General features: G+C 33.6%; 17 protein-coding genes and 2 pseudogenes. 18 read left to right on the top strand and 1 reads right to left on the bottom strand.

Annotation, left to right across the window (positions count from 1 at the left end; genetic code table 11):
* The 10 genes and pseudogenes from SPD90_RS03510 to SPD90_RS03465 all read left to right on the top strand — a co-directional run.
* Window positions 1-415 (top strand): annotated as a pseudogene (locus SPD90_RS03510) (ABC transporter substrate-binding protein); the annotation flags it as partial.
* Between the two features lie 189 nt (window positions 416-604).
* On the top strand, window positions 605-1,591 hold the full coding sequence (locus tag SPD90_RS03505) for an ABC transporter permease (protein ID WP_320924325.1): 987 nt from the start codon (window positions 605-607) through the stop codon (window positions 1,589-1,591).
* Window positions 1,591-2,448, top strand: a complete 858-nt coding sequence (locus SPD90_RS03500) for an ABC transporter permease (RefSeq protein WP_320924324.1) — start codon at window positions 1,591-1,593, stop codon at window positions 2,446-2,448. The genes SPD90_RS03505 and SPD90_RS03500 overlap by 1 nt, the downstream gene beginning before the upstream one ends.
* 9 nt (window positions 2,449-2,457) lie before the next feature.
* A complete protein-coding gene (locus tag SPD90_RS03495) occupies window positions 2,458-3,399 on the top strand; it encodes an ABC transporter ATP-binding protein (RefSeq protein WP_320924323.1) in 942 nt (313 codons plus the stop codon).
* Entirely contained in the window at window positions 3,389-4,015 is a 627-nt protein-coding gene (locus tag SPD90_RS03490) for an ABC transporter ATP-binding protein (RefSeq protein WP_320924322.1), read from the top strand. Before SPD90_RS03495 ends, SPD90_RS03490 begins: the two co-directional genes overlap by 11 nt.
* A 161-nt stretch (window positions 4,016-4,176) precedes the next feature.
* Window positions 4,177-4,371, top strand: coding sequence for a sulfur carrier protein ThiS (gene thiS / locus SPD90_RS03485; RefSeq protein WP_320624004.1), 195 nt, complete (start codon window positions 4,177-4,179; stop codon window positions 4,369-4,371).
* A gap of 2 nt (window positions 4,372-4,373) precedes the next feature.
* Window positions 4,374-5,174: a sulfur carrier protein ThiS adenylyltransferase ThiF gene (gene thiF, locus SPD90_RS03480; RefSeq protein WP_320924321.1), complete on the top strand. Its 801-nt coding sequence runs from the start codon at window positions 4,374-4,376 to the stop codon at window positions 5,172-5,174.
* Window positions 5,175-5,187: 13 nt separating this feature from the next.
* On the top strand, window positions 5,188-5,958 hold the full coding sequence (locus SPD90_RS03475) for a thiazole synthase (RefSeq protein WP_320624006.1): 771 nt from the start codon (window positions 5,188-5,190) through the stop codon (window positions 5,956-5,958).
* Window positions 5,959-5,970: 12 nt separating this feature from the next.
* On the top strand, window positions 5,971-7,074 hold the full coding sequence (gene thiH, locus SPD90_RS03470) for a 2-iminoacetate synthase ThiH (RefSeq protein WP_320924320.1): 1,104 nt from the start codon (window positions 5,971-5,973) through the stop codon (window positions 7,072-7,074).
* Window positions 7,075-7,083: 9 nt separating this feature from the next.
* Entirely contained in the window at window positions 7,084-7,707 is a 624-nt protein-coding gene (locus SPD90_RS03465) for a thiamine phosphate synthase (RefSeq protein WP_320626393.1), read from the top strand.
* 63 nt (window positions 7,708-7,770) lie between these two features.
* On the opposite strand, the gene SPD90_RS03460 is transcribed toward SPD90_RS03465, so the two are convergent.
* Window positions 7,771-8,937 (bottom strand): iron-containing alcohol dehydrogenase, encoded by a 1,167-nt coding sequence (locus tag SPD90_RS03460; RefSeq protein ID WP_320924319.1) that lies wholly within the window; start codon window positions 8,935-8,937, stop codon window positions 7,771-7,773.
* Window positions 8,938-9,150: 213 nt separating this feature from the next.
* Here SPD90_RS03460 and SPD90_RS03455 point away from each other — a divergent pair.
* From SPD90_RS03455 to SPD90_RS03420, 8 genes and pseudogenes are all read left to right on the top strand, one after another.
* A pseudogene (locus SPD90_RS03455) lies at window positions 9,151-9,822 on the top strand (manganese catalase family protein).
* A gap of 216 nt (window positions 9,823-10,038) precedes the next feature.
* Window positions 10,039-10,359 carry a (2Fe-2S)-binding protein gene (locus SPD90_RS03450; protein ID WP_320626391.1) on the top strand — a complete coding sequence of 107 codons (321 nt, stop codon included), beginning with the start codon at window positions 10,039-10,041 and terminating at the stop codon, window positions 10,357-10,359.
* A 76-nt stretch (window positions 10,360-10,435) separates the two neighbouring features.
* A complete protein-coding gene (locus SPD90_RS03445; protein ID WP_320924318.1) occupies window positions 10,436-11,551 on the top strand; it encodes an NAD(P)/FAD-dependent oxidoreductase in 1,116 nt (371 codons plus the stop codon).
* 37 nt (window positions 11,552-11,588) lie between these two features.
* Window positions 11,589-12,095 (top strand): 4Fe-4S binding protein, encoded by a 507-nt coding sequence (locus SPD90_RS03440; RefSeq protein WP_320626154.1) that lies wholly within the window; start codon window positions 11,589-11,591, stop codon window positions 12,093-12,095.
* Between the two features lie 20 nt (window positions 12,096-12,115).
* Entirely contained in the window at window positions 12,116-12,388 is a 273-nt protein-coding gene (locus SPD90_RS03435; RefSeq protein ID WP_320626155.1) for a (2Fe-2S)-binding protein, read from the top strand.
* Entirely contained in the window at window positions 12,381-13,544 is a 1,164-nt protein-coding gene (locus SPD90_RS03430; RefSeq protein WP_320924317.1) for an NAD(P)/FAD-dependent oxidoreductase, read from the top strand. Before SPD90_RS03435 ends, SPD90_RS03430 begins: the two co-directional genes overlap by 8 nt.
* 105 nt (window positions 13,545-13,649) lie before the next feature.
* Entirely contained in the window at window positions 13,650-14,534 is an 885-nt protein-coding gene (locus tag SPD90_RS03425; protein WP_320626157.1) for a DMT family transporter, read from the top strand.
* Between the two features lie 43 nt (window positions 14,535-14,577).
* Window positions 14,578-15,544 (top strand): MATE family efflux transporter (locus SPD90_RS03420; RefSeq protein ID WP_320924316.1); only part of this gene is annotated, 967 nt, incomplete at its 3' end.

Genomic DNA, 15,544 nt, shown 5'->3' with positions numbered 1-15,544 from the left:
AATAGGAATAAGTGTAGATTTAGAAATCAGAACTTGGGATACAATAGTTGAAGATATACATAGAGAAGCAGTATTTTTCGGATTTGGTTCAGGGGATCCATCAGAATTATACAACCTATACTACGGACCTATAGCAGGTGGGGTGGTATCTTGGGATAACTCAGGATGCTATGACAATGAAAAAGTAAATGAAGATATAGACAAGGCTTTAGATTCTACTGACGAAGAAGAAGCTCTTAAGTATTGGAAGGATCTTCAAAATTATACATCAGCAAAAGGTGATGCTCCATATTGCTGGCTTGCAAATGCGCATCATGTATATTTAGCGGCAGATGGATTTGATTTTGGAAATCCAGTAGTTCAACCACATGGTGGAAGAATATTTGACAATGTTACAGAATGGTCTTGGAAATAATATTTGATTAAATAGTAGTATCTACTTATACTGATTTAAGTAGATACTACTTTGTAGCTTTAATTTATGGGAACGTGTAGTGCAAAATCCACTGTAAAGGTATTTATAATAAAGATTTTGTTATATAATTATATAATGTGGGAAATTATTTCTTACAGATTATAAGATAAATATTTAAGGAGAAAAAAGATGAATAAAGGGATGGGGAAATTTTTAACTAAAAAGTTTTTAAAATTAATAACTCTTTTAGTAGCTCTTTGTATAATTACCTTTGTCTTGATGGAGTTATCGCCAATAGATCCGGTGACAGCATATGTGGGCGCATCTACAAAAGTAAGTGCAGAGCAAAGAGCGTTGATAGCAGAACATTGGGGTTTAAATCAACCTCCTCTAGTTAGATTTTGGTCTTGGTTTAAGTCTATTATAACTGGAGATTGGGGAACTTCTATGATTTATAGAAGACCTGTTTTAGAGGTTATAGGACAAAAGTTCTTGTCTTCTATATGGCTTATGGCTATATCGTGGGTGCTTTCTGGAATTATAGGATTTGTTTTAGGAATTATAGCAGGAGTAAAGGAAGGCAAGCTAGTAGACAAGATAATACGTGGCTATTGCTACATAATAATGTCGACTCCAACATTTTGGCTTGGAATACTTTGTATAATGGTATTTGCCGTAAAATTGGGATGGTTTCCGGTGGCACTGAGCGTTCCTATAGGTGTTTTATCTGAAAATGTAGGTATATACGAAAGGTTGCAGCATATAATACTTCCAGCTTTGACACTTGGAGTAATAGGAATTTCAAGTATATGCATGAATACTAGAGAAAAGGTTGTAGAAATAATGTCTACAGACTATGTACTATTTGCAAAGGCTCGTGGTGAAAGTTTAAGACAAATAGTATTTAATCATGTTTTAAAAAATGTATCACTTCCAGCTATAACACTTCAATTTTTATCTTTTAGTGAGTTGTTTGGAGGAACTATATTTGTTGAGCAGGTATTTTCGTATCCTGGACTAGGACAGGCTACAGTTTCAGCTGGCCTTAAGGGAGATTTACCTCTTCTTATGGGGATTGCGATAATAAGCTTAATTTTTGTTTATTCAGGAAATATAATAGCAGATTTATTATATCGCCTAATAGATCCTAGAATAAGAGAGGGGCGAGATTTATAATGGAAAATGTTAAAAATACAGAAAAAAAACCGATTTTCAACCTTGGAGTTAGAGAAAAAACAATATTTTCTATAGGATTATTCGCTTTTTTCTTTATAGTAATTTTAGTTTGGGGTAGCTTTATAAAAGTAGACGATTTATATGTAGATTTACCTAATAAATTTCAATCTCCATCACTTTCTCATTTATTTGGGACTGACTGGGTAGGAAGAGATATGCTTACAAGAACTATAAAGGGTTTGAGCTTGAGTATGAAAATAGGCCTACTTGCAACTGTAGTAAGTACGATAATAGCGATATTATTAGGAATTATAGGACCTACATTTGGTAAAAGAGTAGATGCAGTTATAACTTGGTTTATAGATTTAGTTTTATCAATACCTCATACATTAGTAGTTATACTTATATCAATAGCTATGGGTGGTGGTATGAAGGGGATTGTAATAGGGGTTGCAGTTACCCACTGGACATCTCTTACTAGAGTTATAAGAGCTGAGGTTATGCAGATAATGGAATCTGATTATACAAAGATTGCTAGAAGCTTCGGCAAGTCTAATTGGTATATTGCAAAGGAGCACGTGCTACCTCATGTAATACCGCAGATAATAGTAGGTGCTGTACTTATATTTCCACATGCTATTTTACATGAAGCATCAGTTACTTTTTTAGGATTTGGACTTCCGCCTCATGAGCCAGCTATAGGTGTAATTCTTTCAGAAAGTATGAAGTATTTGACAGGTGGTTACTGGTGGCTTGCTTTTTTCCCAGGACTTAGCTTAGTTTTAGTATCTATGATGGTAGATAGAATAGGGAAAAACATAGAAAAATTAATAAATCCTAAGACTGCATATAAATAGGAGGTCGACATGAAGGATGCAATTTTAAAGGTAAAGGATTTGGGAATATCATTTTCTCAATACACAAAGGGGCTAGTTAGAAGCGATTTAAATGTAATAAAAAACTTAGATATAGAGTTAAATGAAGGAGAAATCTTAGCTGTTGTGGGTTCTAGTGGTTCAGGTAAAAGCTTACTTGCTCATGCAATACTTGGAATACTGCCAGAGAATGCGTCTGTGGAGGGAACTATAACCTACAAGGGAGAAGAACTCACTAGAAAAAAACAAGAAAAATTAAGAGGAGACGAGATAGTATTAATTCCTCAATCAGTAAACTATCTAGATCCTCTTAAAAGAGTAGGAAATCAAATAAAAATATCTATAAAAAATAAGGACAAAAAGGCTAAGGATCAAATAGTAGATAGATTATTTGAAAAATACAATTTAGATAAAAAGGTAAAAAACTATTATCCTTTTCAACTATCAGGAGGTATGGCGAGAAAGGTGCTTTTATGTACTGCACTTGCATCAGATAGCAAGGTTATAATAGCAGACGAACCGACTCCTGGACTTGATGAAGCTTCTTTAAATGAAGTTCTTAAGGATTTTAGGGAGATAGCAGACAGTGGATGTGCAGTGCTTATGATAACTCATGATATAACAGCGGCACTTAAAATAGCTGATAAAGTAGCGATTTTCTACGCAGGATCTACTTTAGAGGTTGCAAATAAAAGTGATTTTATAAATAATGGCAAAAATCTAAGACATCCTTATACAAAGGCGCTTTACAACGCTCTACCTAATAATGATTTTAGTGCTATGGACGACAAAACACAGCCTTTGCCAAATGAGCTGCCAAAGGGATGTGTATTTTCTGATAGATGCAAGCTAAAAACAAAGGAATGTGAAGAAAAGGTTCCTGAAAATAGGGAAATTAGAAACGGAAAGGTGAGATGTATTCATGCAACTTAAAGCCAATAATGTGAGTTTTAAATACACAGAGGAAAGATATATCCTAAAGGACATAAATTTTTATGTAAATAGCGGTGAGGTAGTGGGTCTAGTTGCTCCTAGTGGATTTGGTAAGACTACACTTGCTAAAATTTTGGCGGGATATATAACTCCAGAGAGAGGGGAAGTAGTATTAGAGGGATGTGAGCGAAAAAAAAGGGGCTACAACCCAGTTCAGCTAATTTTCCAACACCCAGAAAAATCTGTAAATCCAAAATGGAAGATGAAAAAAATCATAAACGAAGCATTTACGCCTTCAAAGGAGCTTATAGAAGCTATGGGAATTAAAGAGGGTTGGATGAATAGATGGCCTAGTGAGCTTTCAGGAGGAGAACTTCAGCGATTTTGTGTTATTAGAGCATTATCACCAGAGACTAAATTTTTAATAGCAGATGAGATGACTACTATGCTAGATGCTATCACACAAGCTCAAATTTGGAATGTAGTATTGGACTATGCCAAAAAACACGATATAGGTGTAGTCGTGATAAGCCATGAGAAGGCTCTAGTAGATAAGGTCTGTGATAGAGTTGTTGATTTAGAAGAGTTTAGAGAAGAGAAAAAGAAAGCAGTTTAAATATTTAAAAAAAATTTTGATGAAAACGATTGACATAAATTTCTAAAAATGGTAATATAATGTCAGCTTGAAAAGCAGAAAATGGGGCATACCACCGCGGGTATGGTTTATTTTCTGCTTTTTTTGTTTTCTAAGATTTTTATAGAAGAAGGAGGATGAATATGACTTTAAATGGTAAAAATATCGATTTATTAGAAGATATTACAATAGAAAAACTTCTAAAAAAATACGACTTAGATCCTAAAAAGGTCGTTGTAGAAGTAAATATGGAGATTGTAGACGATGAAGCTTACAGTACTTATTTATTAAAAAATGAAGACGTTATAGAAGTTATAAGCTTTGTTGGAGGTGGCTGATTTTGAAGATTTTTTTTAATGAGGCACTTGCAGAAGTTACTGAAAATACAACTGCCTACCAATTTAGAGATTGGGTAGATAAAAATTACGATGTAGTTGTTTTAAATGGATTTCCTCTAAGTCAGGACAAAATACTAAGTGAAGGCGATAGAATTACTTTAATTCAAAAGGGTAAGGTTCCTTCAAAGGATGAACTAGAAGCTCTTTTGATCGCGAGACATACACCTAATATACATAAAAAGCTCAAAAATGGAAAAGTGGCTATTTTAGGTCTAGGTGGTTTAGGATCAAATATAGCAGTTTCATTAGCTAGAGTAGGCGTAGGTGAGCTCGTCTTAGTGGATTATGATGTCGTGGAGCCATCTAATTTAAATAGACAGCAGTATTTTGTAGAGCATATAGGAATGAAAAAGACAGAGGCATTAAAAAATATACTGGAAAAAATAAATCCTTTTGTAAATATCAAAACTAAGGATGTATTTGTGACAAAGGAAAATATAGAGTTTTTAAAGGAATGCGATATAATAATCGAGGCATTTGACGATGCAAAATGTAAGGCTATGGTATGCAATGCAGCCTTGAAAAATTTTAGAGATAAATATCTAATAGCATCCTCAGGTATGGCAGGATATTACGATTCAAACGATATAAGGACTAAAAAGATAAGGGATAAATTTTATATTTGTGGAGACTTCGAGCATGAAGCCAAGGAGGGCGATGGTCTGATGGCTCCAAGAGTAGCGATATGTGCAAATCACATGGCAAATTTAGCTATGAAGATACTTATAGATGAAATCAAATAATGGAGGAGATAAGATGGATAAATTAATTTTAGGTGGACACGAGTTTAGTAGCAGACTTTTAATAGGAACAGGTAAATTTGGAAGCAATGAAATACTTCCAGATGTTATAAAGGCTAGTAACAGCCAAATAATAACAATGGCTATAAGAAGAGTTGATTTAGACAATCCAAAGGAAAACATACTTACTTATATACCAAAAGAAATGACTATATTACCGAATACTTCAGGAGCAACTAATGCAGAAGAGGCTGTGAGAATTGCTAGAATATCTAGAAAAATGGGATGTGGAGATTTTATAAAAATAGAAGTTATATCAGACACTAGATATCTACTACCAGACAACGAAGAAACAATAAAGGCTACAAGAATACTAGCAGATGAAGGATTCGTAGTACTTCCTTACATGACACCAGATTTATACGCAGGGAGAAAATTAATAGAAGCAGGAGCAGCTGCAGTTATGCCTTTAGGAGCACCAATCGGTTCAAATAGAGGATTAAAAATGAAGGAAATGATTCAAATAATGATAAATGAATTAGACACAAACATAATAGTAGATGCAGGAATTGGTAAACCATCTCAAGCTATGGAAGCAATGGAAATGGGAGCAGCAGCAGTATTAGTAAACTCAGCAATATCATCAGCAAGTGATCCAGTAAAAATGGCAAATGCATTTAGATTGGCAGTTGAAGGTGGTAGAGATGCTTTCTTAGGAAAAACAGGAGCAGTTAGCGAATTTGCAAATGCTTCATCTCCTTTAACAGGATTTTTAGGAAAATTTTAAGGAGGATATATGATGAGTTTTTATGAAGTTATAGAAAAATACAGAGATTTTGATTTTGACGGATATTTTGAAAGCGTGACAGATGCAGATGTACTTAGAAGCTTGTCTAAGGATAAATTAAACCATATGGATGTATTGAATTTATTATCACCAAAGGCTATGAAACATCTAGAAGCTATGGCACAAAAGGCACATAGATTGAGTCTTCAGCATCTAGGAAAAACCGTTACTTTATATACTCCAATGTATATAGCAAACTACTGCGTAAACCACTGTGTTTACTGTGGTTACAATTGCAAAAGTGGAATCAACAGAAGAAAATTAACTATGGAGCAAATTAAAGCAGAAGCAGATTGTATAGCAGATATGGGATTTAAACATATTCTAGTGTTGACAGGAGAAAGTGAACGCCACTCTCCAATTGAATATATAGGAGAAGCTGTTAAATTAATTTCTAATAGATTTGCATCTATAGGTATAGAGGTTTATCCAATGGAGGTTGAAGGATATAAACACCTAGTTGAAAATGGAGCAGATTCACTTACTGTTTATCAAGAAACTTACGACGAAGAAATCTACAAAAAAGTACATATAAAAGGACCAAAGGCAAACTTCAAATTCAGACTTGACGCACCAGAAAGAGGAGCAATTGCCGGAATGAGAAGTCTATCAATAGGAGCTCTTTTAGGTCTTGCGGATTATAGAAAGGACGCATTTTTCTCTATTTTACATGGAGAGTATTTAAAGACTAAATACCCTCATATAGAGCTTGCTTATTCAGCACCTAGAATGAAGCCTTTTAAGGGAAGCTTTGACGATATAAATCCAGTAGATGACCCTACAGAATTCCAAATAATGACTGTTATGAGATTATTCGACCCTCATGCAGCGCTAAATGTTTCTACTAGAGAGGATTTAGATTTTAGAAAGCATGTAATACCTCTAGGAGTTACTAAGCTGAGTGCAGAGGTTACTACTGAAGTAGGCGGACATACATTAGGAGAAGGTGGAACTAACCAGTTTGAAAACAACTCAGATGCAAGTTTAGAAGAAGTTGGAGAAATGTTAGGCTCTATCGGATATCAATACGTATTTAAGGATTGGGAAAGATTCTAGAGGTGAAGGATGTACTTAATTACTAATAGAAATCTATGCTCAAAGGAAAAATATTTAAATACTATAGTAGAGGCTGCTAAAAATAAAGTAGAGTATTTGATATTGAGAGAAAAGGATCTCGACTATCGAGATTCAGAAGCTTTATATTTAGAAATTTTACAGGAATTAGAGAAAAATTCTACAGATATAAAAATAATAGTAAATAGCTCTATAGAATTATATGAAAAATACCCAGTTTATGGAATACATCTTCCTTATCATAAGTTCAAAGGTATGGTAGAAGATAAATACAAATTCGATAAAGACAAGGCTATAGGTCTATCTCTACATACAGTAGAGGAAGTGGTTGAATTAGAGGATATCGTCGAGAAAAACGATATAAAAATAGAGTATATAACTTTATCGCATATATACGAAACTAAATGTAAAGAGGGGTTAAAGCCTAGAGGAATAGAACTTTTAAAAAAAGCGAGAGATATAACCGAAATAAAAATAGTAGCTTTAGGTGGAATTTTACCTCAAAACGTGGGAGAAGTTGTAAATTATTGTGACGATTTTGCCGTAATGAGTACACTTTTCAAAAGCGATGATGTAAAGAAAATTATCGAAGCTTACAATGAAAATATAAAATAAGTTGTATTAAAAAAGCCTTTTTGACACTGTATATTTTGTCAAAAAGGCTTTTGAGTTTATATATTATTTTGCATTATAGGCATTATTAAGTACGTTTAAGTAATCATCCTTAGTCATAGGTCTAGGATTACTTTCAGTAGATATATTTATAGATGATTTTTGGGCTAATATATCGAAATCCTCTAAATTAACATCTAAATCAGAAAATAGTGGAAGCTTAACATCTAAAGCAAGCTTTTGAACAGCCTTAACTGCTATATCAGCACCTTCAGTATCATTTTTAAATTCAAATCCCATAGCCTTTGCAACTCTAGCGTATTTTGCTATACAATAGTCCTTGTTGTACTCCATAACATGAGGAAGTAAAACTGCATTACAAACTCCATGAGGTAGGTCGTACATTCCACCTAGTGCCTCAGCTATACAGTGAACACTTGCGACATCAGAATGGCTAAATCCAATTCCTGCAAGCATACTTCCCATAAGCATAGCACTTCTAGCTTCTAAATTATCTCCTTCAAATACTGCAGTTATTAAATTATTGTATATAAGCTCAATTGCATATAGAGAAACGGCATCACTTATAGGCTCTGAGCAAGTTGCAGTATACGCTTCGATTGCATGAGTTAACGCGTCCATACCAGTTGCTGCAGTTACAGCAGGAGGAACTGATAGAGTTAGAACTGGATCGCAAATTGCTACCTTTGCAGCTGTGTATTTACTCTTTACAGTCATTTTGTATTTATTTTTTGTATCAGTTATAACTGAAGAGAATGTTATTTCACTTCCTGTACCTGATGTTGTAGGTATAGTTATAAGTAGAGGTAGAGGCTTTGTAGCGGCAGTTTTACCTTCGTATTTTTTGATTTCTGTTGCATCGTGGGCAAGTAAAACTCCTACAGATTTTGCACAGTCTATAGGACTTCCTCCTCCAACTGCTATTATTGAATCACAAGCGTTTTCTCTAGCGATTTTTGCGCCTTCTTCTACATTTACGTCTTTAGGGTTTGCTTCAACGCCGTCGTATACCACATAAGGGATGCTGTCCTTGTCTAGTAAATCAGTTATTTTTTTAAGTATACCGGCTTTTAAAACTCCTTTGTCAGTGATTATTATTGGTTTTTCTCCTTTATTGTCTTTTAATTCACTACATAAATTATCTAAACAGTTTGCACCGTATATTATTTTTGTAGGTAGTTCAAATGAAAAGAATTTTGTTAAATTATCCATATAGTTTCCTCCTTTATAAAAATTACAATTTTTACTATTTAATTAAATTGTAGGGAAAAACGATTAAATTATCAATTCCTATATGTCGATTATTGTAAATTTTTTTAATAATAAGTGAGTTCGATAAAATTAAACACAAGAGAGTTTTTTATAAATAAATTATTAAAAAATAACAAATACTAAAGATAAAAATTTAACTTAGGAGGAAGCTCTATGTTTGAACACAAGAAAAATTTATTACGTGAAGTAAAGGTAGAAAGACCTAATCCACAATACGCTATTTTGATGCAGGAGCAATTAGGGGGTGGAAATGGAGAGTTAAAGGCTGCAATGTAGTATATATCTCAAAGCTTTAGAATAAAGGATAAAGCGATTAAGGATCTATTTATGGATATAGCGGCAGAGGAGCTTAGCCATATGGAGATGGTAGCTCAGACTATAAATTTACTAAATGGACACGACTTAGATTACGAAGCTGTAAAAGGTGGAGAGATAGAGACACATGTGCTTGCAGGATTATCCCCTGTGCTTATGAATTCATCTGGAGAATCGTGGGATGCAAAATACGTTACAGTTACTGGTGATTTAGTCGCTGATTTACTATCTAATATAGCATCAGAGCAGCGTGCAAAGGTCGTGTACGAGTATTTGTATAGACAGATTAATGATAAATACGTTAGAGAGACTATAGATTTTTTACTAAATAGAGAAGAGGCGCATAACGCACTTTTCAGAGAGGCGCTTAATAAGGTCAAGGATACTGGTTCTAATAGAGATTTTGGAGTTACAGAAGATTCTAAGCTTTACTTTGACTTATCTACACCGGGACCTTCACATAATGATTTTAATCCTACACCACCTTCTTTTGAGAATCCTACAAAATAACAAAAGATAATAACAGAGCAGTCGATTTATTTGAATTGATTGCTTTTTGTATGTAGTGCGATAAATATGTTTTTATGGTAAAAAATGTAAGATAGTAGTATAATAATGAATAGCAAAGTAGATAATAAATATCAAATTAAATTAAATTTTAAAAATAATTAATGAAATTAAAAATTTCTTAAAAGTAAGAATTTATTATTACAAGGAGGAGTAATTGTGAGAGTAGAGGATCATCCTATTTTAGGAAAAATAGAAGATAGAAAAGAAGTCACTATTTTCTATAATGGACAACCAATAAAGGCTTATGAAGGAGAGCCTATTGCTTCAGCGCTTATGGCTGCAGGAATAAAGTCTTTTAGAACTACGGCTAAAAGACATGAACCTAGGGGGATTTTCTGTGCTATAGGCCGTTGTACAGACTGTATGATGGTAGTAGATGGAATTCCAAATACTAGAACTTGTGTCACTATGGTAAAAGATGGAATGAAAGTTGAGACACAAAAAGGGCTAGCTCGTATAAGTAGAAAAAAAGACTAATTAAAAAAACAGAATAAAAATCTATAGCAAATTGAAAATTATTATTTAAATTAAATACATCGAAAGGAGTTTGCAAATGAAGGAAATAGTAACAGAGATAGCTATAATCGGTGCAGGATCTGCAGGACTAAGTGCTGCATACCAGGCTGCAACTGCAGGAGCAGATGTATTAGTTATTGATGAAAATAAATTGCCAGGAGGACAATTATTTAAGCAAATCCATAAATTCTTCGGCTCAAAGGAGCATAAGGCTGGGACTAGAGGATATATAATTGGTCAGGAGTTATTGAAAAAGGTTCAAGACAGTGGAGCAAAGGTTTTATTAGATAGCTTAGTTTACGGATTACTTCCAGACAATAGTATGGGAGTTATAAGTGATGGAGTAAATTATTCTGTAAAAGCTAAGAAAATAATTGTAGCAACTGGGGCAAAGGAAAATTATATGGCGTTTCCAGGAAGTACTTTACCGGGAGTAATGGGAGCTGGAGCTGCTCAAACTATGGCAAATGTAAACAGAGTTTTACCTGGTAAAAAAATACTTATGTTGGGTTCTGGTAATGTTGGACTTATAGTATCTTACCAATTAATGCAAGCAGGTGCTGAGGTAGTTGCTATAGTAGAAGGTGGACCGAAAATAGGTGGATATGGAGTTCACGCAGGTAAGGTCCGTAGAGCAGGTGTTCCTATATATACAGGACACACAATAAAAAGAGTCTACGGTGAAGGAAAAGTAGAGGGCGTAGAAATAGCTGCAGTAGATGAAAAATGGAATATAATAGAAGGCAGTGAAAAAACATTTGATGTAGATACTGTCTGTCTAGCTGTAGGTTTAAATCCTATGACAGAGCTTTTATGGATGACAGACTGTGAATTTGACTTTATACCTGCATTTGGTGGACATGTGCCACTTCACGATGAAAATATGGAAACTTCTAAAGAAGGTATCTACGTAGCAGGAGATGTTACAGGAGTAGAAGAAGCATCTTCTGCGATGGAGGAAGGAAATTTAGCAGGTGTATGTGCAGCATATTCTTTAGGATATTTAACTGATGATGAAAAGGATAAATTAGTAGCAGAAATAAACGATAGATTAAATACTCTTCGTTCTGGATATTTTGGAGAGAGAAGAAGAGCTTCAAAACAAAAACAATTAGAAGATATGAAGCTATATAAAGAATCTCTTGTTAAATAATAAATAGAGTGAAAATTTCTTTGAAGGGAGAATAGTTGTGAATAGAGGTATAGTATATGACGGTGTTCCATCAGAAGAAGAATTAGCTTCTTGTCCTGGAGTGCCAAGCGAAAGTAGAATGAGACAAGGTAGAGTTGCAGTTATCGAATGTGTACAAGAAATACCATGTAATCCATGTTCATTTTCATGTAAACAAGGTGCGATAACTATAGGAGAAGAAATAACAAATCTACCTCATTTAGATGAAGATAAATGTACAGGTTGCGGACAATGTGTGGCAAATTGCCCAGGTCTTGCGATAACTATAATGGATAAATCATTTAGCAACGAAGAAGCGGTGATAGATTTTCCTTTTGAATATCTTCCACTGCCTGAAGAAAATCAAGTAGTAGATGCTGTAAATCGCTACGGTGAAGTAGTATGCAAGGGTATAGTTAAAAAAGTAAAACAATTAAAAGCATATGCTGGAACTACTATTGTAAGTATGATGATTCCAATGGAATTTGCAAATGAAGTTAGAAGTATGAAGCGTTTAGAAAAGTAGTTTAGAAAGGGAGATTATTTATGGGTGAAGATATATTAATCTGCAGATGTAAAGAAGTTACAAAAGCAGAAATAATTGAAGCTATAAGAGATGGTGCAACTACAATAGACGGTGTAAAAAGAAGAACAAAGGCAGGTATGGGACTTTGCCAAGGCAAAACTTGCGAGAGATTAGTTGCAAAAATTATAAGTGAAGAAACAGGTATAAGCATGGATAAATTACTTCCAGCTACTAAGAGAATCCCTGTTAGACCGGTAAAAATTGGTGTAATAGGAGGAAATGGTGATGAGTAAGTATGATGTTATAGTAATAGGTGGAGGAATTATAGGATCATCTGTAACTTATTACTTGACTAAATTGGGAAACAAGGTTTTACAAATAGAAAAAGAAGATATAACTAGAGGTTCTGCTGGTGCTACAGATGGTGTTGTAGGATACCATACTAAAAAACCAGGAGCTCAAATGGACTTAGCAGTTCAAAGTATAAAATTATTCGATACACTTAGTGAAGAGCTAGGTGAAGACATAGAATACTATAGACATTGTGGTGGTATGCAACCAGTTGAAGATAAAGAACAGTGGGATATACTATCAAAAATAGTAGAAGAGCAAAGAAAAAGCGACGTTGACATAGAGATGATATCTATAGAAAAGGCTCTAGAAATAGAACCTGAATTAAATCCAAATTTATACGGAGCACTTTACTCAAAAACTGGTGGTAAAGTAAACCCTATAAAGCTTACTTATTCATTTAACCACGCTGCAAAAAGACTTGGAGCCGAGGTTTTACTTCATACAGAAGTAAAAGATGTAATAGTTGAAGGCGGTCAAATAAAAGGTGTAAAAACTGAAAATGAAGAATTTTATGCAGATAAAGTAGTAAATGCATGTGGAGCTTATTCAGCGAAAATAGGAGAAATGGTCGGACTTAATATACCTATAAAGCCTAGAAGAGGTCAACTAATAATATCAGAGCCAATAGGTGAATTTATGACTGCGACTTTACAATGTGCTAGATACAACATAATCAAATTCAATCCAGATTCAATAAAAGACAAAAATGTGTTAAAGCTTGGATCCAGCTTGAGTATAGAACAGACAGAAGAGGGAACTCTAGTTATAGGAGGAACTCGTGAATTTGTAGGATTTGATAAAGAAAATACACTAGAAGCAATCGAAGTAATGCTTAAAAGAGCTATAGAATTTTTCCCAGCTATAAAAGATTTAAATTTCATAAGAGCTTTTGCTGGACTTAGACCTTATACACCAGATGGTCTTCCACTTTTAGGTGAAATAGATAAGGTAAAGGGATTTTATATGGCAGCAGGTCATGAAGGCGACGGTATAGCATTAGCGCCAATTACTGGTAAATTAATAGCTGAATTGATTACATACGGCAAACCATCTTACAATATAGATGATTTCAACCCTAATAGATTTGAACTTTAAAATAGGGATAAATATTTTAGAAATGGAAAAACTTTGAAATGAAACGACAATTTCTTTCAAGGTTTTTCTACATAATAAAATTTTAAATTTGCACGAGGAGGACATATGTTTACTAAGTACAAAGGAGAGCTTGGATTGGCTCTGACAGCATTTATATGGGGGAGTGGATTTATAGGAGTGTCAATATCTCTAAGTGGGGGACTTACACCACTTCAAATTTTGACGATTAGATTTTTTATAGGAGCTATTTTATTGGGAGTTATATTTTTTAAGGAAATTAAAAATAATATAACTAAGGAGGCTGTAAAGGCTGGCTGTATTATAGGAGTTTTTTTATTTGTGGCATTTGCATTTCAGACAGTAGGTATGGCTTATACTACAGCATCTAAAAATGCATTTTTAACCGCTGTAAATGTCGTTATAGTGCCATTTATAGGATTTATACTTTATAAAAGACCGCTAGATAAATACGGAATAGTAAGCAGTATTATAGCGATATTGGGAATAGGAATTTTATCTTTAGAAGCAGATTTTAGCATAAACTTTGGAGATTTCTTGACTATAATCTGTGCTGTTGGATTTGCATTTCATATATTTTTTACTGGAGAATTTGTTAAAAAGCACAATGGTATAGTTCTTACAGTAGTGCAATTCTCAGTGGCAGCTGTGTTGTCTTTAATTCTTCAAGTATTATTTAAAGAAACACATATAAATGCAGAGATGTCGTCTATCGTAGGTGTGCTTTATTTAGGAGTATTTTCTACTACAGTTGCATTTTTACTTCAAACACTTTGCCAAAAGGAAGTCAGCGAGACTAAGGCAGCTATTATATTGGCATTGGAATCAGTATTTGGAAGTATTTTATCGGTTATAATTTTACATGAAGTTTTAACAGCTAGAATGGTTGTAGGATGTCTAGTTATATTTATGGCTATTATAATTTCTGAGACGAAGTTGTCTTTCTTGAGAGCTAAAAAAATCTCAGAATAATATAAAATAATAAAGATTTAAAATCGATATGAAAGGAGTATTTATGGAAAATTACATGACAGAAGGTAATGCGACAAAGGCAATTATTTATTTTTCTATACCGTTAGTTTTAAGCAGTGTATTTCAACAGCTTTATAATTTAGTCGATTCGATAATCGTGGGTAATTACATCGGGGAAAATGCATTAGCAGCAGTCGGTGCTTCTTACTCTATAACTATGGTGTTTATGTCTATTGCAATCGGTAGTGGAGTAGGCTGTGCAGTTGTTATATCGCAGTACTACGGTGCAAGGTTTATCAAAAAAATGAAAATTTCCATATATACTTCGATAATAGCGATATTTATTTTAAGTGTTTTTTTAGCCTTTATAGGTGTATTTGCATCTGATTTTTTATTAGAAATAATGAAGACGCCATCTAATATATTTAAAGATGCATCTAATTATTTGAAAATATATTTTTTAGGTCTCAGCTTTATGTTTTTATACAACATAATTACTTCGATTTTTAATGCACTCGGTGAATCTAAGATACCTATGTATTTTTTAATATTTTCGAGCTTTTTAAATATCTTACTAGATTTGATTTTCGTAGTTAGATTAAATCAAGGAGTTGTAGGTGTTGCAATTGCCACACTTATTGCCCAGGCTATATCGGCGCTTTTATCTATAGCATATTTATTTTATAATTTAAAAAATTTCAAAGAGGATTATTTGAAAGAAACAGATGAGATAAATCGAAAATTAGAGGTGTTTGATTTCGATATATTAAAAAATATGAGTAAAATAGCACTTCCATCTATATTTCAACAGTCATTTGTCTATGTTAGTATATTTTTAGTGCAGATAATAGTAAATACGTTTGGAGCTCCTGTAATCGCAGGATATACTATTGCTTCTAAAATAGATTCAATAACTATGATCCCGTTAGCTTCTTTTGGAAATGCTGTCGGAACATTTACAGCGCAAAATATAGGTGCAAATAAAGTCGATAGAGTAAAAGAAGGGCTAA

Origin of the sequence: Intestinibacter sp. (assembly GCF_034113885.1) — a bacterium.
In the GTDB taxonomy this organism is placed as follows: Bacteria; Bacillota; Clostridia; order Peptostreptococcales; family Peptostreptococcaceae; genus Intestinibacter.
The sequence above is the reverse complement of the archived record's forward strand: the minus strand, read 5'-3'. Positions and strand labels throughout refer to the sequence as shown.